The 18,528-nt window shown below is 64.9% G+C and carries 19 protein-coding genes and 1 pseudogene; 8 read left to right on the top strand and 12 right to left on the bottom strand.

What is annotated here, in order from left to right:
• The first annotated feature begins 142 nt into the window (after nucleotides 1-142).
• Nucleotides 143-784: a DedA family protein gene (locus DN388_RS17460; RefSeq protein WP_043863386.1), complete on the top strand. Its 642-nt coding sequence runs from the start codon at nucleotides 143-145 to the stop codon at nucleotides 782-784.
• Nucleotides 785-900: 116 nt separating this feature from the next.
• A complete protein-coding gene (gene elbB, locus DN388_RS17455) occupies nucleotides 901-1,569 on the top strand; it encodes an isoprenoid biosynthesis glyoxalase ElbB (RefSeq protein WP_043863385.1) in 669 nt (222 codons plus the stop codon).
• Nucleotides 1,570-1,573: 4 nt separating this feature from the next.
• Here the strand turns inward: elbB and DN388_RS17450 are convergent, their stop codons facing one another.
• Together DN388_RS17450 and DN388_RS17445 are read right to left on the bottom strand one after the other, a co-directional pair.
• Nucleotides 1,574-2,035: a YaiI/YqxD family protein gene (locus DN388_RS17450; RefSeq protein ID WP_043863384.1), complete on the bottom strand. Its 462-nt coding sequence runs from the start codon at nucleotides 2,033-2,035 to the stop codon at nucleotides 1,574-1,576.
• 98 nt (nucleotides 2,036-2,133) lie between these two features.
• Nucleotides 2,134-3,657: pseudogene (locus tag DN388_RS17445) on the bottom strand (FTR1 family protein); the annotation flags it as partial.
• A 428-nt stretch (nucleotides 3,658-4,085) separates the two neighbouring features.
• Here DN388_RS17445 and DN388_RS17440 point away from each other — a divergent pair.
• From DN388_RS17440 to DN388_RS17425, 4 genes are read left to right on the top strand one after another with little or no spacing between them, the layout of a single operon-like run.
• Nucleotides 4,086-5,477, top strand: a complete 1,392-nt coding sequence (locus DN388_RS17440; protein WP_054915494.1) for a COG3014 family protein — start codon at nucleotides 4,086-4,088, stop codon at nucleotides 5,475-5,477.
• 14 nt (nucleotides 5,478-5,491) lie between these two features.
• Entirely contained in the window at nucleotides 5,492-5,866 is a 375-nt protein-coding gene (locus DN388_RS17435; RefSeq protein ID WP_043863382.1) for a YcfL family protein, read from the top strand.
• A 29-nt stretch (nucleotides 5,867-5,895) separates the two neighbouring features.
• Entirely contained in the window at nucleotides 5,896-6,483 is a 588-nt protein-coding gene (gene lpoB, locus DN388_RS17430) for a penicillin-binding protein activator LpoB (RefSeq protein ID WP_043863467.1), read from the top strand.
• Between the two features lie 3 nt (nucleotides 6,484-6,486).
• Nucleotides 6,487-7,227, top strand: coding sequence for a hypothetical protein (locus DN388_RS17425; RefSeq protein WP_043863381.1), 741 nt, complete (start codon nucleotides 6,487-6,489; stop codon nucleotides 7,225-7,227).
• A gap of 123 nt (nucleotides 7,228-7,350) precedes the next feature.
• Here the strand turns inward: DN388_RS17425 and DN388_RS17420 are convergent, their stop codons facing one another.
• The 3 genes from DN388_RS17420 to DN388_RS17410 form a co-directional block, all read right to left on the bottom strand.
• On the bottom strand, nucleotides 7,351-7,983 hold the full coding sequence (locus tag DN388_RS17420; RefSeq protein ID WP_043863380.1) for a LysE family transporter: 633 nt from the start codon (nucleotides 7,981-7,983) through the stop codon (nucleotides 7,351-7,353).
• Nucleotides 7,984-8,068: 85 nt separating this feature from the next.
• Nucleotides 8,069-8,656: a mechanosensitive ion channel family protein gene (locus DN388_RS17415; protein WP_043863379.1), complete on the bottom strand. Its 588-nt coding sequence runs from the start codon at nucleotides 8,654-8,656 to the stop codon at nucleotides 8,069-8,071.
• Nucleotides 8,656-10,566 carry an ATP-binding cassette domain-containing protein gene (locus DN388_RS17410; protein WP_058541744.1) on the bottom strand — a complete coding sequence of 637 codons (1,911 nt, stop codon included), beginning with the start codon at nucleotides 10,564-10,566 and terminating at the stop codon, nucleotides 8,656-8,658. The genes DN388_RS17415 and DN388_RS17410 overlap by 1 nt, the downstream gene beginning before the upstream one ends.
• Nucleotides 10,567-10,616: 50 nt before the next feature.
• On the opposite strand from DN388_RS17410, the gene DN388_RS17405 reads away from it, so the two are divergent.
• Nucleotides 10,617-11,093, top strand: a complete 477-nt coding sequence (locus DN388_RS17405; protein WP_058541743.1) for a TIGR02444 family protein — start codon at nucleotides 10,617-10,619, stop codon at nucleotides 11,091-11,093.
• On the opposite strand, the gene DN388_RS17400 is transcribed toward DN388_RS17405, so the two are convergent.
• Nucleotides 11,069-12,004 (bottom strand): AlgP family protein, encoded by a 936-nt coding sequence (locus tag DN388_RS17400; RefSeq protein ID WP_255001380.1) that lies wholly within the window; start codon nucleotides 12,002-12,004, stop codon nucleotides 11,069-11,071. The two genes, DN388_RS17405 and DN388_RS17400, sit on opposite strands and share 25 nt — an antisense overlap.
• Before the next feature lie 227 nt (nucleotides 12,005-12,231).
• Here DN388_RS17400 and DN388_RS17395 point away from each other — a divergent pair, with 227 nt between their 5' ends.
• The gene (locus DN388_RS17395; RefSeq protein ID WP_255001379.1) at nucleotides 12,232-12,897 is read left to right on the top strand and encodes an FKBP-type peptidyl-prolyl cis-trans isomerase; all 666 of its coding nucleotides are present in this window, start codon (nucleotides 12,232-12,234) and stop codon (nucleotides 12,895-12,897) included.
• 25 nt (nucleotides 12,898-12,922) lie between these two features.
• Here DN388_RS17395 and DN388_RS17390 read toward each other — a convergent pair whose 3' ends face one another.
• The 6 genes from DN388_RS17390 to hemC all read right to left on the bottom strand — a co-directional run bounded on the left by DN388_RS17390 (nucleotide 12,923) and on the right by hemC (nucleotide 18,478).
• Entirely contained in the window at nucleotides 12,923-13,393 is a 471-nt protein-coding gene (locus DN388_RS17390) for an Rsd/AlgQ family anti-sigma factor (protein WP_043863375.1), read from the bottom strand.
• 232 nt (nucleotides 13,394-13,625) lie between these two features.
• Nucleotides 13,626-14,147 (bottom strand): disulfide bond formation protein B, encoded by a 522-nt coding sequence (locus DN388_RS17385; RefSeq protein WP_043863374.1) that lies wholly within the window; start codon nucleotides 14,145-14,147, stop codon nucleotides 13,626-13,628.
• A gap of 210 nt (nucleotides 14,148-14,357) precedes the next feature.
• Complete coding sequence (locus tag DN388_RS17380; protein WP_255001376.1) at nucleotides 14,358-15,596, bottom strand: heme biosynthesis HemY N-terminal domain-containing protein; 1,239 nt, start codon at nucleotides 15,594-15,596, stop codon at nucleotides 14,358-14,360.
• Entirely contained in the window at nucleotides 15,593-16,726 is a 1,134-nt protein-coding gene (locus DN388_RS17375) for a uroporphyrinogen-III C-methyltransferase (protein WP_043863372.1), read from the bottom strand. The genes DN388_RS17380 and DN388_RS17375 overlap by 4 nt, the downstream gene beginning before the upstream one ends.
• Nucleotides 16,727-16,772: 46 nt before the next feature.
• Nucleotides 16,773-17,540, bottom strand: coding sequence for a uroporphyrinogen-III synthase (locus DN388_RS17370; protein ID WP_078480664.1), 768 nt, complete (start codon nucleotides 17,538-17,540; stop codon nucleotides 16,773-16,775).
• Complete coding sequence (hemC, locus tag DN388_RS17365) at nucleotides 17,537-18,478, bottom strand: hydroxymethylbilane synthase (protein ID WP_043863370.1); 942 nt, start codon at nucleotides 18,476-18,478, stop codon at nucleotides 17,537-17,539. Before hemC ends, DN388_RS17370 begins: the two co-directional genes overlap by 4 nt.
• Nucleotides 18,479-18,528: the final 50 nt, after the last annotated feature.

Raw genomic sequence — 18,528 nt, 5'->3', positions numbered from 1 at the left:
TATGACGACCTGAGGCAACCCTGCGACTTATGGACGCATTCATTCTCCTTGTAGGAAATGTTCACGTCGAGACACATTTGGACACTTTCCCTAAAGCCTCCCAGGGGGTAGGCTGCGCGTTCATTTCGCCAGCACCCAGAAAATGCTTGAACAATTCCTGCAGGATTTCGGCTATTTTGCCCTTTTTCTAGGCACCTTTTTTGAAGGTGAGACCATACTGGTTCTCGCCGGATTTCTTGCGTTCCGTGGCTACATGGATATCAACATGGTGGTGCTGGTTGCCTTCTTCGGCAGCTATGCCGGCGACCAGCTGTGGTACTTCATGGGGCGTCGTCACGGGCGCAAGCTGCTGGCGCGCAAGCCGCGCTGGCAGATGATGGGGGACCGTGCGCTGGAGCACATCCGCCGCCACCCCGACATCTGGGTGCTGAGTTTCCGTTTCGTCTACGGCCTGCGCACGGTGATGCCCGTGGCCATCGGCCTGTCCGGCTACCCGCCGCGCCGCTACCTGCTGCTCAACGGCATCGGTGCCGCAGTATGGGCACTGGCCCTGGGCGCGGCCGCCTACCACTTCGGCGCCATCCTCGAAGGGCTGCTGGGCAACGTGAAGAAGTACGAGCTGTGGGTACTCGGTGCCCTGGTGGTACTGGGCGCCCTGCTGTGGCTGCGCCGGCGCTTCAAGGCCGCGCGCATTGCCCGCCAGGAAGCCGCCGAGGCCCAGGCCGAACAGGCGCGGGCCCAGGCCCGGGAGCAGCACACTGGAGAAGGTGGCGACCGGCCATAGGCCTGGCTGCTCGCTCTCACGACTGAACACTCCCCCTGCATTGCGATCTATGTAGAGAGCCTGGCGAGAATGGCCAAATCAGGGGACATTTAGCGCCTTGAACGGGAGTAGTGAGCATGACCAAGAAAAAAGTTGCGGTGATCCTTTCCGGTTGCGGTGTGTACGACGGTGCCGAAATTCACGAGAGCGTCATCACCCTGCTGCGCCTTGACCAGCGTGGCGCCCAGGTGCAGTGCTTTGCACCGAACATCGCGCAGATGCATGTGATCAACCACCTTACCGGCGAAGAGATGCCCGAAACGCGCAACGTGCTGGTGGAGTCGGCGCGCATTGCGCGCGGCGAGGTCAAGGACCTGCGTGAAGCGAATGCGGACGACTTCGACGCACTGATCGTGCCCGGTGGCTTCGGCGCTGCGAAAAACCTCTCCAACTTCGCCGTGGAAGGCGACAAATGCTCGGTCAACCCCGATGTGCTCGCACTGGCCGAAGCCTTCGCCGAAGCGGGCAAGCCGGTGGGCCTGATCTGCATTTCGCCGGCCCTGGCGGCCAAGATCTACGGGCCAGGCGTGGTCTGCACCATCGGCAACGATGCCGACACCAGCGCGGCTGTGGTCAAGATGGGCGGCACCCATGAAGAATGCGATGTGCACGACATCGTCGAAGACACTCAGCGCAAGCTGGTCAGCACCCCCGCCTACATGCTGGCGCAGAGCATCGGCGAGGCGGCGGGCGGGATCTACAAGCTGGTCGACCGGGTGCTGGAACTGACCCACGAGGCCGACTGAGGCATCACTGCGGGTAGGCGCGTGCCAACCGCGTGAGAATGCGGTCCAGCGCATTGGCGAAGGCCTGTTTCTCACGCTCGCCGTAGGGCGCCTGCCCACCACCGACCTGGCCCTGCTCGCGCAGGTCGGTGAACAGGTTGCGCACCGCCAGCCGCTCGCCCATGTTGCGCTCGTCGAATTCGCGGCCACGCGGATCGAGCGCGGCCACCCCCTTCTTGACCAGCCGATCGGCCAGCGGCACATCGCTGCAGATCACCAACTCGCCGGGCACGGCGTGTTCCACCAGGTAGTCGTCGGCAGCATCCGGCCCACTGGGCACCACGATGAGCCTGACGCAGGCAAAGGCCGGCTTGATCTGGCCCTGACCGGCGACCAGCACCACCTCGAACTGGCGCTTGAGGGCAAATTTGACCAGTTGGTCCTTGGCCGCCTTGGGGCAGGCATCGGCGTCGATCCAGACACGCATGGTTGGGTTATCCACCGCAAAGAGAACAAGGGGCACAGTATCCCTGCATTGGCGCGGCGTTGCAGCATTCGCCGACAAGCCAGCGCAGGGGCCCTCGATCAGTGCACCGAAACCCGCCGCCCTGCCAGCCAGCTGCGCCCGTACAACACTGCAATGGCCACCAGCGCCAACGCCTGCGCAGCCAGCGAATACGCATCGGCATGAATCCCCAGCCAGTCGAAGTCGAAGAACGGCACTGGCCGCGTACCGAACACCCCCGCCTCCTGCAACGCCTTCACCCCATGCCCGGCGAACACCACCGACAACGCGCACAGCAGCGCCGCGTTGATGCTGAAGAACAGCGACAGCGGCAACTTCGCCGACCCGCGCAGAATCACCCACGCCAGCCCCACCAGCAGCACCAGCGCCGTCGCCCCGCCGGCCAGCACCGCATCGTGCGCCGCAGGCCCGGCCTGCAGCCACAGGGTTTCGTAGAAAAGGATCACCTCGAACAGTTCGCGGTAAACCGAAAAGAACGCCAGCACGGCAAAGCCGAAGCGACCGCCGCCCCCCACCAGGCTGCTTTTGATGTAGTCCTGCCAGGCCGCCGCATGGCGCCGGTCGTGCATCCACACCCCCAGCCACAGAACCATCACGCAGGCGAACAGGGCGGTGCAGCCCTCCAGCAGTTCACGCTGTGCGCCCCCCACGTCGATCACGTAGGCAGCCAGCGCCCAGGTGGCAAAGCCCGCCACCAACGCCAGCGCCCACCCCACGTTGACGCTGCGCACTGCCGACTGCTGCCCGGTATTGCGCAGGAAGGCCAGAATCGCCGCCAGCACCAGGATTGCCTCCAGCCCCTCGCGCAGCAGAATCAGCAGGCCGGAGATGAAGCTCAGCGACCAACTCAGGCCATCGCCACCCAGCAGCTTGGCCGATGCTTCGAGCTTGGCCTTGGCCGCCGCCAGGCGTTGCGTCACCTGCTCCACCGGCAAGCCGTCCTGCAACCCCTGGCGGTAGGCCATCAGGGCCTTTTCGGTGTTCTTGCGCAGGTTGGCATCGACGTTGTCCAGGGCGCTTTCCACCAGCTCGAAGCCCTCCAGGTACGCCGCCACCGACAAGTCGTAGGCCTGCTCGTGGTCGCCGGCACGATAGGCGGCCAGGCTCTGTTCGAGGGTGGTGGCGGTGTAGTCGATCAGTTGGCCAGGGCCGCGTTGCGCCGCTGGCGGCTTGGCGCGCTGGGCGCGAAAGGCGGCCGCCGCCTCGCCACCCTGGGTGTCACGCACCTGCGCCGGGGTGAGCTGCGCCAGCTCGGCCAGGCTGAAGCGCCGGTCGGCCTGCCCAGCACCAGGCTCGGCGCTGAAGCCGGCAATGTAGCTGGCCACATCCCAGCGCTGGCGCTCGTCGAGCTGGTCGGCGAACGCCGGCATGTCGCTGCCCTCGATGCCCTGCTCCATCACCCGGTACAGCTCGGCCAGGCTCAGGGTGTCGAGCCGCGCCGCCTGGCGCAGATCGCCCGGCGGTGGTTCCAGCCCCAACCCCGCCGGCCCATCGCCGGCGCCGCCGTCACCGTGGCACACCGAACAGTGCTGGGCGTACAGCGGTGCACCGCGGGCCGGGTCCGGGGTAATCAGCGGCGCTTGCGGCGCGGCACTGCTCAAGGCACTGCCCAGGGCCAGCAGCGGCCCTAGCAGCCAGGCGAACACACGGGGGCGGGGCATCATGGGAGCCAATCTCGAACAGGAATGAGGAGGATTGCATTGTTCACTTCCACTTGCGCCGGCTCAAGCACCACCCGGAAGTTTCATGAAAAATTTTGAAACAAGTTTATCTCCTACCCCGGGAATCGACTTATTCCTACACCACACGGGAAATGTGACTACTGGCACATCCAAGAAAAAATGAAGCACAAGGCCATTAATTAGCCAGTCATTGCGTCTATAATGCCGCGCCTTTCGTTATAGCGAATGGAAATACAGGCTCCTCTGCTAAGAGGATTTGGAACTAGCGTCCAAAGGGATCACCGCCACTCGCCGGCGCCTAACGTCACTTTTCAGGGAAGAGATTCAAGATGGCCTCCCGTGTCCTCACCGTCGCCACGCTGTGCGCGATCGTCCAACTGACGGGCTGCGCAGCGTTTCGCAGCTACGACAGCGAACTCCAGGAAACCAACCAGCAGCTGGCCAGCGGCAACGTCGACGCGGCCCTGGCCCTGCTGGAAAAGAACAACAAGGGTGAGGACAAGGACCTTCTCTACTACTTCGAGAAAGGCGAACTGCTGCGCTCCAAGGGCGACCTGAGCGGCAGCCAGGATGCCTGGCGCGAAGCCGATAGCGTGGTGTTCAAGTGGGAAGAGTCGGTGAAGCTGGACACCGCCAAGTACCTGAGCCAGTTCGGCAGCTACCTGGTCAACGACAAGGTGCGCCGCTACGAAGGCTACGACTACGAAAAAGTCATGCTGACCACCCAGATGGCCCTGAACCTGCTGGCGCAGAATGATTTCGACGGTGCCCGCACCGAAATCAAGAAAACCCATGAACGTGAGGCCGTGATCGCCGAGCTGCGCGACAAGGAATACCTCAAGCGCGAAGAAGAGGCCGAGAAGGAAGGCGTCAAGACCGAGTACAAGGACCTGCAGGGCTACCCGGTGGCCGCCCTGGACGCGCCTGAAGTGGTCGGTCTGAAGAACAGCTACCAGAGTGCGTTCAGCCACTACCTGTCCGGCTACGTATACGAAGCACTGGGCGAAAAAGGCCTGGCTGCACCGGGCTACCGCAAGGCGGCCGAACTGCGCCCGAACACCGCGCTGCTCGAGCGTGCGCTGCTCGACCTCGACAAGCCTGCCGCCAAGGGCGCCGACAGCGACGTGCTGATCGTGGTGCAGAGCGGCCTGGCGCCGGCCCGCGACTCGGTGCGCATCCCCCTGCCCCTGCCAATCAGCGGCAATCTGGTGATCACCCCGCTGTCGTTCCCGATCATCAAGGAAGACACCTCCACCGCGCACTTCAGCGAGATCTACCTGAACGACAAGACGCTCTCGCTGACCGCGCTCAACAGCACCACCGCCATGTCGCGCCGCGCGCTGCGTGACGACATGCCAGGTATCATCCTGCGCACCAGCGTGCGCGCCATCACCCGTGGCGTGGCGCAAAAGCAGCTCAACGACGTCAACCCGCTGGCTGGTCTGGCCGTGGGCATCGCCTCGGCCGTCACCGAAGGCGCCGACACCCGTACCTGGCGCACCCTGCCGGACGACACCCTGGTTGCCCGCGTGCGCCTGGCCCAGGGCGAGCACCAGCTGAGCCTGCCGTCGAACCTGGGCGGCAGCAAGATCGCCGTGAAGATCGATCGCCCCTATCAGGTCGTGGCCCTGCGCGTCGTGGGCAACCGCGTCTACGCCGGTGGCCCGGCCCTGCAAGTCACCCAGCCTGCGCCGGCCGCCGCCGTCGCCAGCCTCAAGTAAGCCAAGGAATCGCCATGCGCCTCAAGCTTCTCGCCGCGCTCGCCACCGCCACCCTGCTGGCCGGCTGCGCCACCCCACCACCGCCCGCACCGGGCAGCGCCGCCAGCAAGGTGGTCGTGATGGGCAAACTGAGCAACATCGATATCGGCCCGATGCGGGTTGCCCGCGAAAACGGCTTCATGACCGTCAAGGTCTCGCTGACCAACACCAGCCGCAGCAACAAGACGATGTTCTATCGCTTTGCCTGGCTGGGCAACGACGGCTTCCCGGTCGCCAGCGAAGAAAGCTGGAAGACCCTGAGCCTGTACGGCTCGCAGTCCACCGTACTGCCAGCGATTGCCCCGGTCCCCCAGGCCACTGACTTCCGCATTGAAGTCCAGGCCCAGTAATTTTCAATTTTCAGGAGATGCTCAACATGATGTTCGCTCGTTTTTCCCTGCTGGCCGTAGTGGTCGCGCTGGCCAGCGGCTGCGCCAACAACTCCCCTGTACTGGGCGGCAAGAACATTGGCTACGGCGACAGCAAGGCCGTTGAACTGGTCACCAACGAGTTCGGTTCCACCGACCTGCAGATGATCGCCGAAAGCATGACCCGCTCGCTGGCCCAGTCCGGCATCCTGCAGGGCCGTCCGGTGGTTCAGGTCTACGACGTGAAGAACAAGACCAGCGAGTACATCGATACCCGCGAGATCACCACCTCGATCAAGACCCAGCTGATGAAGACCGGCACCGCCCGCTTCGCCAGCGACAACAACCAGATGCAGAGCCAGGTCGACCAGCTCAAGCTGCAGAACCAGAGCGGCCTGTACAAGAAGAACACCGTGGCCAAGACCGGCAACATGATCGCTGCCAAATACCGCCTGGAAGGGTCGATCAGCTCGATCGTCAAGCGCAGCAGCGACTACAAGGACGTGTTCTACAAGTTCAGCCTGCAGCTGATCGACGTGGAAAGCGGCCTGGCCGAGTGGATGGACGAAAAAGAAATCCGCAAGACCACGGAGCGCTAAGCAATGCGTGCATGGATGGGCATCATCGGCCTGGCTTGCGCGTTCGGCGTGCAAGCGGCCCCCAAGGTAGCGGTCACCGACCTGGCTTATCAGGAGCGCGTGGAGCAGTACATCCACATGGTCTCGGCGAGCAGCAACTCGAATGCGAGCATGTACCACGCCAACGCGTCGTCCAGCTACAGCGAGTTCGAAAGCAGCCAGAGCTACATCGAGCAGACCGAGCTGCGCAAGTTCAGCGGTGACATCAAGGGCGAGATCCTCAAGTCCGGCATGTTCCAGCTGGTGCAGGGCACGCCGTACACGGCCAAGGCCAAGCAGGACGTGTATGACGTGATCGCGCGGATCAAGGCGGGCAACTACAAGGGCGCCGACTACGTACTGTTCGGCACCCTGTCGGATATCGACTTCCAGCGCGATATCACCTCGATCGACAACACCAACAGCTACTCGGCGATCCTGGGCCTGACCCTGGTGGCCGATTTCAGCCTGATCAACACCCGTACCTACGAGATCACCTCGGCGTTCACCGCCATGGGTGAAGGCCAGGACACCAAGCTGGTGAACAGCCAGGACGTGCGGGTCAGCCTGAACCGTCCGCGGGTGGTGCGTGAAGTGTCCAAGGAACTGGGCATGGATGTGGCCAGACAGCTCAAGGAGCAGCTGGTGGGTGTGATGCCGGATCAGGAACGTGCGCCGATGCGCAACAACCTGCCGCCGGATGAGCCGGCGCAGATCTTGCGCTGAGCATGCAAAAGGCGACCTTCGGGTCGCCTTTTTTATTGGGTGTCTGTGCTGGCCTCTTCGCCGGCAACGCCGGCTCCCACAAGAACAGTGGTGACCCGCGATGGAAGGCGCAGCCTTCCGGTCTTAGACCGGCGCCCGGCGAATGGTCGCCAGCAATGTCGCCGCACCCAGGAACAACCCGGCAAACGTGCGGTTCATGCGCCGCTGCTGCCGGGGCGTGCGCAACAGGCGCAGTACCCGCGCCGCCAACCCGGTATAACCCGCCATCACCAGCAGGTCCACCGCCACCATGGTGCCGGCGATCGTCAGGTACTGCGGCAGCAGCTCGGCATGCGGATTGATGAACTGCGGCAGCACCGCAAGCATGAAGATCAGCGCCTTGGGGTTGCTGACGTTGACCAGAAAACCACGGAACACCAGGCTCAGCGGCTTGCCGATGGGGCGTACCGTCGAGTCGTCGGCCAGGTCTGCCGGCAGCGCTCGCCACTGTTTCACGGCCAGGTAGATCAGGTAGGCAACGCCAAACCATTTGATGACCTGGAACGCAGTAGCCGAGGCAGCGAGTACCGCGCCCACGCCGGCGGCAATGATCGCGATCTGCATCACCAGCCCCAACTGCAGGCCCAGCGCGTTCCAGTAGCCGCGCCAGAAGCCGTACTGCAGACCGCAGGACATGGACGCAATGGCCCCCGCCCCCGGCGAAAGACTGATTACCCAACAGGCAGCAAAAAAAGCCAACCACGTTTCCAGCGACATCACACACCTCGGCCCGGACCCTTGTTCAAGGGTTCCACGCTAATGCGCCGCTGAAAAAATCACCACATTTTTTTGCAGCCGGTGTTCAGGCCCCGGGTTTCGGGCTTTCGCTTACCACGGCCAGGCCGTCCGAACCGCGCCAGCGGCGCACGCTCTTCTGGAAGAACTGGCTGTTGGGCACCTGCACCAGTGCGCCGCCCGCCTCGGGCAGTTCGACCAGGGTGGTGAACAGCAGGTTGATCGCGGTCACGCGGCCCTTGACCCCCGGCTTGTCGAGGGTCTCGACCAGCTCGACCACGTCGCCGATGCGAAACGGCCCCACGGTGAAGATCAGCACCGCGCAGAGCAGGTTGGACAGTACGCTCCACATCGCGAAGAAGGCCACCGCCGCCACCGCGACAAAGCCCGACAGGGCCGTCCACAGCACCGTGGCCGAAACACCCAGGCGCTCCAGCACGAAGATCAGCGCGCTGCCCATGATCAGCCAGCGCAAGCCGCCGCGCAGCGGCACCATCAGCTCCGGCGGCAACGGGTAACGCTCGCTCAGGCGAGTCAGGCAGCGCGCCACCAGGCGTTGCAGCAGGTACGCCGCGACCAGGATCAGCAGTATCTGCAAGCCCATCCAGAAGGGGCCGATCCACTCGACCGGCAGCAATCCCTGCATCGACTCCATCAGGACAACGCCTCCAGCTCGGCCTGCATGCTTTCAAGCACTTCGAGCGCTTGCATCCAGGCTTCTTCCAGCTCGCCTTCGCGCACCTTCAGCTTGGCCTGGCGGGCCAGCAGCTCGCGCAGCTCGTCCTTGCGCGCCGCTTCATACAGCGCGCTGTCGCTCAGGCTGGCATCGACCCCGGCCAGCTCTTCATGCAACTTGGCCAGCTCGGCTTCGAGCTTGTCGGCCTGGCGCTTGTGCGGGGCCAGTTGCTGGCGCAACGCCGCCGCAGCCTGGCGCTGGGCCTTCTTGTCGGTCTTGTCGGGGTTGACCGGTGTGGTGCTGACCGGGGCATTGCGCTGACGATACTCGACCAGCCAGCGGGTGTAGTCGTCGAGGTCGCCATCGAAGGTCTCGACCTTGCCGTCTGCCACCAGCAGGAAGTCGTCGGTGGTGCTCTTGAGCAGGTGACGGTCGTGGGACACCACCAGTACCGCGCCACTGAACTCCTGCAGGGCCATGGTCAGTGCCAGGCGCATCTCCAGGTCCAGGTGGTTGGTCGGTTCGTCGAGCAACAGCAGGTTGGGCCGCTCCCAGGCAATCAGCGCCAGGGCCAGGCGGGCCTTTTCGCCGCCGGAGAAGTTCAGCACCGGTTCGTCGATGCGCGCACCGCGAAAATCGAAACCGCCGAGGAAGTCGCGCAGGGTCTGCTCGCGCTCGGTGGGGGCCAGGCGCTGCAGGTGCAGCAGGGGGCTGGCCTTGCTGTCCAGCGAATCGAGCTGGTGCTGGGCAAAGTAGCCCACCACCAGGTTCTCGCCGCGCACCAGGCGTCCGGCCAGCGGCTCCAGCTCGCCGGCCAGGTTCTTGATCAGGGTCGACTTACCGGCGCCGTTGGGGCCCAGCAGGCCGATGCGCGCACCCGGGGTGAGCTGCAGCTTGACCTTCTCCAGCACGGTCTTGTCGCCATAGCCCAGGCGGGCTTCGGCAAGGTCGAGCAGCGGGCTGGAGATCTTCTCGGACTCGCGGAAGGTGAAGTCGAACGGCGAGTCGACATGCGCCGCCGAAAGCTCCTCCATGCGCTCCAGTGCCTTGATGCGGCTTTGTGCCTGGCGCGCCTTGGTGGCCTGGGCCTTGAACCGGGCGATGTACTTTTCCATGTGGGCGCGTTGCGCCTGCTGCTTCTCGTACGCCTGCTGCTGTTGCGCCAGGCGTTCGGCACGGGCGCGCTCGAAGGCGCTGTAGCCGCCGCGGTAGAGGGTCAGCTTGCACTGTTCCACGTGTGCCACGTGGTCGACCACGGCATCCAGGAAATCGCGGTCGTGGGAAATCAGCAGCAGCGTGCCGGGGTAGCTCTTGAGCCAGTCTTCAAGCCACAGGATCGCATCCAGGTCCAGGTGGTTGGTGGGCTCGTCGAGCAGCAGCAGGTCGCTGGGGCACATCAGTGCCTGGGCCAGGTTCAGGCGCATGCGCCAGCCGCCGGAGAAGTCGCCGACGCGCCGGTCCATCTGTTCGTTGCTGAAGCCCAGGCCGGCCAGCAGCTTGCGGGCGCGGGCATCGGCGGTATAACCGTCGGCGCTGTCGAGCTCCACATGCAGGCGGGCCAATGCATTGTTGTCGTGCGCGGCCTCGGCGGCTGCGAGCGCAGCCTGTACCTCGCGCAGGCGCACGTCGCCATCGAGCACGTAGTCCACCGCCAGGCGATCGAGGGTATCGACCTCCTGGCGCATGTGCGCGATGCGCCAGTCGCCGGGCAGCTGGCATTCGCCCGAATCGGGCGTGAGCTCACCGCGCAGCAAGGCGAACAGGCTGGATTTGCCGGCGCCGTTGGCACCGATCAGGCCGGCTTTCTGGCCGGCGTGCAGGGTCAACTCGGCGCCTTCTAGCAGGCGCTGGGGACCACGCTGTAAAGTGAGGTTCGAAAGTCTGATCATAATGGCCGCGGAGTCTACCAGCTTCGATGGCAACTGGCGCGAGTAGGACCATGCACACCGACCTGTGGAATTTCGCTCTGCACCTGTATGCCCGGCCGGGCGTGGAGGCTGCCTGCCTGGCCTTGCAGGACGAAGGGGCCGATGTGTGCCTTCTGCTGTGCGGGGCGTGGCTTGAAGCCGGCAGGGCCGGGGTGACCCCCGAGCGCGTACAGCACCTGCAACAGCTGGCCGCTGCCTGGCAGCAGCATGTGGTGACACCGCTGCGTCAACTGCGCCGGCAATGGCGTGCAGACGCGCAGCACGACCCGCAGCTGACGCACTTGCGCGAGCAGGTCAAGGCACTGGAACTGGAGGCGGAGCGAACATTGCTGGCGCGCCTGCAACAGGCTAGCGAAGGCTGGATGAATCAGGGTGTGGCAGGTGACTGGCTGGCCGTGCTGGCCCCCCAGGGCACCCGGCACCACGACGCGCTGCAGGTGCTGCGCGTCGTGGCGGTGGCGGATCAGGAAGCAGTCGAGGGCGACTGAGTCACTGGGGTCGTCACGGGTGCAGCGGCAGGCGAAGCAGCAGGTGCGGCTGTGGTGGCCGCAGCAGGTGCCGAAGTCGCCGGTTTGGCAGCAGCGGGTTTGGCGGCCGGCTTGGCGGGTGCGCGGGTAGCGGCGGGCTTGGCAGGGGCCTTGGCAGCAGCAGGCTTGGCAGCTGGCTTGGCCGGAGCCTTGGCAGCGGCGGGTTTGGCAGCTGGCTTGGCGGCTGCAGGTTTGGCAGGCGCCTTGGCCGCAGCAGGTTTGGCAGCTGGCTTGGCGGGCGCCTTGGCAGCGGCAGGTTTGGCAGCTGGCTTGGCGGGGGCCTTGGCGGCTGCGGGTTTGGCAGCAGACCTTGCCGGAGCCTTGGCGGCTGCAGGTTTGGCAGCGGCTGGCTTGGCCGCGGCAGTTTTGGCCGCTGGCTTGGCGGCGGCTTTGGTAGCGGCTGGCTTGGCTGCAGCCTTGCGGGCCGGGGCCTTGGTGGCCGACTTGGACGCTACCGGAGCAGCCTTGGCCGAACGCGAGGTCAGGGCCTTGGACGCTGCTTCCTGCACCTTGCCGACGCCTTGGGCGAGCTTCAGGCTTTCCTGCGCATCACGCTTGAGCTGCACGATGTACAGGCGGGTTTGCGACTGGCGATCCTTGAGCGAATCGAGCAGGGTTTCCAGTTCGCCTACGGCGCCCTTGGCCTTGTTCTGCGCCTTGTTCTTGCCGGCGACCGCAGCGTCCTGAAGTTTGAGACGCGACTTGTGAAGTTTTTCCTGCGCCTTGCCCCGTTGTTTTTCCAACTTGGCCAACAGTTTTTCAGCATCAGCCAGTGCTTGCGAGCAGGCACTTTCCAGATGCTCGAGCAAACTGCCCGAGAGTTGATGTAGCAGGTGTAATGGCGTACTGACTGGCTTCTTACTGGCCGACATGGCTTACCTCCTGGCTGACGAGAATGCGGCTCATACTAGACCTTCTGCTGCTACCGCCGCTAGGGCATGTTGACAGTAAGTAGGACGCCGCGTTGCATGCCTGGGCAAAGTTGTTATGGCTGCAGCTGCGCACAAGTGTAGATGCTGTTAAAAAGGCTGTCGGAATTTGCTCTATGCAAAGATTCATCCGGCCCTCACCATGCACTCAAACCACCTGGAGTGAGCCTGTGCCACGCTACCTGTTACTGCCCTTGCTGCTCGCCCTGCCCTGCGCATTCGCAGACACCACCGAGCCACCGGCAAGTGCTCACGACCTGTCCTATAGCGTCGGCGCCAGCCTGGGTGAACGGTTGCGCAACGAGATGCCCGAGCTGCAGCTCGATGCCTTGATCCAGGGGTTGCAACAGGCCTACGCGAACAAGCCCCTGGCAATCAGCCAGGCACGGCGCGAAGCGATTCTCAGCCAGCACGAGGCCCAGGCCAGCGAGGCCGCCGAGCAGTCGCAGGTGGAAATGCTGATGGCGGTGGAAACCCGTTACATGGCCACCGAACGCGCCCGTGCCGGAGTACGAGAACTACCCGAAGGCGTACTGGTGACCGAACTGGTCAAGGGCAATGGTGCCTCACCCAGAGCCGATGGCCGGGTGCAGGTACGCTACGTCGGCAAGCTGCCCGATGGCAGCGTGTTCGACCAGAGCGAACAACCGCAGTGGTTCAGCCTCAAGAGTGTGATCGAGGGCTGGCAGGTGGCGTTGCCACAGATGGCTGTCGGGGCGAAATGGCGTGTGGTGATTCCGTCGGCCAAGTCCTACGGAGCCGATGGCGCAGGCGATCTGATTCCGCCGTTCACGCCACTGATCTTCGAGATCGAACTACTGGGGGTTGCCGACTGAATGTCGGCAACGGAGGAGACAGGGATCAGGCCTGGACGGCCTCTTCTTCCTTGTGCGCGTTGTGCAGCACTTCGATCAGGCAATCCTCAAGCTCGAAGCGCTCGTGGAGCAGGCTGCCCAGCTCGCTGAGCTTCTTGGCGAAGCGCTCCTGGTCGGTACAGTTGCCCTTGTCGCAGTGATCGTTGAAAGCCGACGCGATATCGGTAATGGCACTGATACGAGGGCTGATCTGCTTCGCCAGTTCCAGGCCCTTGTCATCTCCGAACGCCTTGGCTTCAGCCACCAACTGCTCACTGACCTCGAAGTGCCAGGCGGAGACGTAATCGACCAGTATCGCGCAGAAGCCGAGGTTCTTGTCCTTGTCCGCAAAAGCCGGTTTGGCATCGCGCAATGCGCGAAAGGCCGTGACCAGTTCGGCCCGCTCGTCCAGCCAGCGGTCAATCAGCTTGTGAACCCCACCCCAGCGTTCCTGAGCATTCTGACAACTATCTAACATGGCGGTGTCTTCCCTTCTGGGTCATGCCGCTGCGCCCCGTCGTGCGAGGTATGCACAACAAAGGGAGAAAGCAGCAGAACGGCATCGAGCAGCAGTGTTTTGGGTATGCGTGCAAGGGAGATTATTCCCGCACGCCCTTGCCTTCAAGGTACGCAGGCGACAAGTTTCATACAAGTGTTTAATCGCCGCACCCGCGGCCATCGGTCGATTGCCTGGCCCCCGCCGGCAAGCGTCAGGGTTTCAATGACTTGCCCGTGGCCGCTGGCTGCACGTACAGCAGCCGCGCCAACGCCAGCGCCGCCAGCAGCAGGAAGGCCAGGAGGCTCCACTCCGGCAGGCTCAGGTCCAGAAAGCTCCAGGTGATCGAAGCGCAATCGGCCGAACCGAGCAGCATGGCGTGCAGCACGTCGGCAAGGCTGCCTTGCTCGATGAGCGCACCGAGGGGCATCGAGCAGGCCTCACCCGCCGCCACCCCGCTGCCCTGCAACCAGATCTGGCGCACCGCCAGCAAGCCGCCCCCCAGCGCCAGGCCCAACGCCGCAGCCGCATAGCGACGCGCACCCGGCTGACCCGGTGCATGCAGGCGCGCGGCCAGGCAGACACCGGCAAACACAACCAGCAATACACGCTGGCTCTGGCACAGCGGGCAAGGCACCAGCCCTTTGGTGAATTCGAGGTAAAACGCACCGGCGAGAATCAGTAACGACGCGACGAAAGCCAGGGAGAACAATGAGCGCAAACAGGCCAATGGCATGGCAAGTCCAGGTGCGGGAAAGACATGTAACAACGGTAGAGGAAAATCGAGCCTTGTTTCAAGGCACGACAGGCGCGATAAATCGCTGAAACATAAGGGAAGTGTCGAAGAGTTGAGGTGGATATTTCCTCTGTAACTCAGCGAAAAGTTACCCACCCCCGCAACCAGCCAAACAGTACGGGTTTAACCTGGGGCTAAACCCGTACGACGTCAGGCCCGGACGGCTTCAGGCAGAGGCAAGGCCAGCAGGCGCTCATCCAACAGGCCCAGGCCCTCCTGAAACAGCTGGTTGCTGCGCTCGGTGTCGCCCAGGCCGGCCAGCAGACGGGCCAGCTCGGCGCAGGCCTCAGGGTTGCGCTGCCGGCGCAGGCTGTCTTCGAAGTAGTCGCGCGCCTTGCCCCACAGACGATTCTGCAGGCTCAGACGACCCAGGGTCAGCAACAGGCTGGGATCGTCCGGGTGCTGCTTGAGCCAGCCCTCGGCCGTCTGCAACTGACGCGCCGGGTCGCCGCCTCGCACCAGCCCGTACAGCCGGGCCAGGTGGCTTTCGTATTCGCGCTGCAGGGCCGTACGCAGGACCTTCTCGGCGTCGCTTTCGGCGCCCAGCTGGCGCAGTTGCTCGGCATACGCCAGCACCAGTTGCGGCTCCTGGCGTTGTGCCGAGGTCAGTTGCTGCCAGGCACGTTCAAGGGACTGCTGTGCGGTCTGGTCGTCCTGATCGCGGCGTGCGGCCAGGCTCAGGTTTTCGCCCCAGGCCCGCCGCTCCAACTCGCCCAGTTCCGCGGCAGACAACACCTTGTCCTTGCGCAGCTCCGGCAGCAGGCGGATCACCGCGCTCCAGTCGCCACGCTGCTGGTACAGACGCTGCAACTGGCGCAGCACCTGCACGTTGTGCGGGTGGCGCTCGTGCATCGCCTGCAGGGTCACCAACGCTGCCTCGGTGTCACCGCGGTCGACCTGCAACTGCGCGTGGGTCAGGGCGATGGCCAGCTCGGCTTGCGGCTGGCGTTCCAGGGCACGTTCCAGCAGGTTGTCGCTGTCCTCGGTGCGCCCCAGTTCGTTGGCAGCGCGGGCCGCCCCGAGGTAATAGAGCAGCGGCTGGCGTTCGGCCTCGGCAGCGCGATGCAGATGGCGCTGGGCACTGGCCCAGCGGCCCTCGGCCAGGTCCAGTTGCCCCTGCTCGATGGCCAGGCGTGTACGCCGGCTGCGGTTGCGCCGCGACCATGGGTTGACCACCCCGCCCGAGGTGAACACCAGGCCCAGCACGAAGCGCACCATCAGCACCACGAGCACCACGGCCAGCAGCAGGGCCAGGGTCGCCCACAGGCTCGACTCGTAGCGGAAGCTGTCGTAGGCGATCAGCACGTATCCGCTATGCCGGGCCACGGCGATACCCAGCAGGGTCGCGGCGACGATCGCCACCACCACCCACAGGTAGGCACGTTTCATGGGGTGCCCTCCTCATGACCTTGTGCCGCCGGCTGGCGCGTGATCGATTCTTCGGCGGGCAGGTGGCGACGCTCGAGGTAGGCCTGGACCGCACCGAGGCTGTCGGCCAGGTCCGGCGTCACTACCGACACCGGCTCGTTCGCCACCGCGTTGAGCTGTTCGAGCATCGACTGGCTCTGCTCGTTGTCGTGGTTGAAGTTGGCCAGCAGCACGCTGCGCGCTTCATCCAGCGCCTGGGCATAGACCTTCGGCTCGCCGTTGAGCGCGGCCCACTGCGCCTGCTCCAGGGTCAGGCTCAGGGCCAGGCGCACCTGGTTCAGGGCCTGGCCGGCCAGCAACGGCTTGACGTTCTTGTCGGCATTGAAATCGATACGGAAGTAGCGCGACAGCTGCGCCCACCACTGTGACCAGCGGCTGGCACCGTCGCCGTCGGCAGCCAGGCCGAACAGCGGTTCGCCGCCTTCTTCGAATTCGGGGGCCATGGCGGTGAGCTGCACTACCTGCTCGCGCAGCGCGGCCAGCTTGAGGAACAGCCCGGTGCGGTCCGGTTGCTTTACGCTGTTCAGGGTGGCCAGGCTGCGTGCCAGCTGTTCGCGGGCAGCGAACGAGGCCGGGTCGCTCTGCTCGCGCAGGATCTGGTCGGCGCCTTCGACCAGCGCTCGAGCGCTGGTGATGTCCTGCAATGCCGACAGGCGCAGGCTGGCCAGGCGCAGCAGGTGCTCGGCCTCGGCCAGGCGCCAGTCCTTGCGGCTGGCACCGAGCACGGTCTCCAGGCGCTGGCTCAGACGTTGCTGGTCGCCCTGCAATTGCGCCACCAGGCGCCGGCGCTCTTCGAGCTCGGCGGCCGGTGGCAGGTCGGCCAGGCGTGACGACAGTCGCTGCTCGCCCTGCTGCAAGGCCTGGGCCTGGGCATTCAAGGCCTGCAATTGTTCGCTCTGGAGCTGGTTGGCGCCCTGCAGGTGGCGTACCTGCCAGACACCCCAGCCACCGATTGCGACACCTGCCGCACCCAGCAGCAGGGCGAACAGTGCCAGACCGGTGCCGGCCCGCTTGGCAGGGGCGGCGGGCGTTTGCGCGGGCGCTTCTGGCGCCGGCTGCAGATCATCGTTGGGCAAGGCAGTTTCGCTCACGTATCCATCCTTTGCATTGGGGCACCTCGCCAGACAGCTTAGCGCCTTAGGAGGCGGGCGCAGGGGTTTCCTGCAACGCCGCCAGCAAAGCCGTGGCACTGGCACCACGGCAATCCACTACATTCTGTGCGCCAGCGGCGCGGGCCTGCTCGGCAACACGCGGGCTCGGCACGAACAGCGGCCACGCGGCCAGTCGCGACCAGTCGCTGCCAGCCAGCTGGCGCAGGTGTTCAAGACCCTGCCCACTGCTGACCACCACGCCGTTCAGGCGTTCCGCATCGATGCGTCGCATCAGCGTGCCGACCGGGTACTCGGGCAGGCAGCGGCGGTACAGGGGCAGATAATCGACACTAGCACCCTGCGCGGTCAATCGCTCGGCCAACAGCTCGCGACCGTCTTCGCCGCGCATGATCAGAAAGCGCGGCTGGGGCTGTGCGAAAACTTCCTGCAGCCGGGTCAGCTGCAGCAGGGCTTCGCTGTCATCCCCCTGTGGCGGGAAGTGCACTTCGCAGCCATGGGCCTGCAGGATCGCGGCGGTAGCCGCCCCCACCGTGAACCACGGCAGGGCCGGCGTGCGGGGCCAGTACTGGTCGAGCAGGGCCAGGCCGAGCCGGGCTGCCGGCTTGCTGACCACGATGACCGCAGCATAGTCGGCCAGGCCGAGCACGGTGCTGCGCTGCGCATCGGTCACCGGCAGCGCTTCGATCTCGAGCAGCGGCAGGCTGCTGCCGAACACCCCGGCCTGGGCCAGGGTCGCGGCCAGTGCCACGCAGTCGTCGGCCGGCCGGGTCAGCAGCAGGCGCCAGCCGTTCACGGGTGGCCGGCCTCGCCATACACCGCCTTGAGAATGTCTTCGGCGCCCTGGTTCAGCAGGTCTTCGGCGACGCGTACACCCAGTGCATCCGCGTCTGCGCGCGGTGCACGTGCCTCGGCGCTGAGCAACAGGCCACCGGCCGGCTCGCCCACCAGGCCGCGCAACCACAGCTGCTCGCCCTCGAGCACGGCGTAACAGGCGATCGGTACCTGGCAGCCGCCGTTGAGGTGCTTGTTCATGGCCCGTTCGGCCACCACGCGGTCAGCCGTATCGGCGTGGTGCAGCGGCGCAAGCAAGGCATGGATTTCGGCGTCGGTGGTGCGGCACTCGATGCCTACCGCGCCCTGGCCACCGGCTGGCAGGCTGTCGTCGACGCTGATGCTGGCGGTGATGCGGTCTTCGAAACCGAGGCGGATCAAACCGGCAGCCGCCAGGATGATCGCGTCGTACTCGCCGGCATCGAGCTTGGCCAGGCGGGTGTTGACGTTGCCGCGCAGGAAGCGGATCTCGAGATCGGGGCGGCGGGTCAGCAACTGCGCCTGGCGACGCAGGCTGGAGGTGCCGACAATGGCGCCTGCCGGCAGTGCATCGAGGCTGGCATAGGTGTTGGAGACAAAGGCATCGCGCGGGTCTTCGCGTTCGCAGATGCAGAACAGGCCCAAGCCTTCGGGGAAGTCCATCGGCACGTCTTTCATCGAGTGCACGGCGATGTCGGCTTCCTGCTCCAGCAACGCGGTTTCCAGCTCCTTGACGAACAGGCCCTTGCCGCCGATCTTCGACAGTGGCGAGTCGAGCAGCTTGTCGCCGCGGCTGACCATCGGCACCAGGGTCACCACCAGGCCGGGGTGTGCCTGTTCGAGGCGGGCTTTTACATAGTCGGCCTGCCACAGGGCAAGGGCACTTTTGCGCGTGGCAATGCGGATTTCACGAGTGGACATGGATCGATCCGTACGAGATAGATGCGCGGGATGATAACAGCTCAATCCGG

This window comes from Pseudomonas sp. S12(2018) (assembly GCF_024355235.1).
GTDB lineage: Bacteria > Pseudomonadota > Gammaproteobacteria > Pseudomonadales > Pseudomonadaceae > Aquipseudomonas > Aquipseudomonas palmensis.
This window is presented reverse-complemented; position numbering and strand designations above follow the sequence as displayed.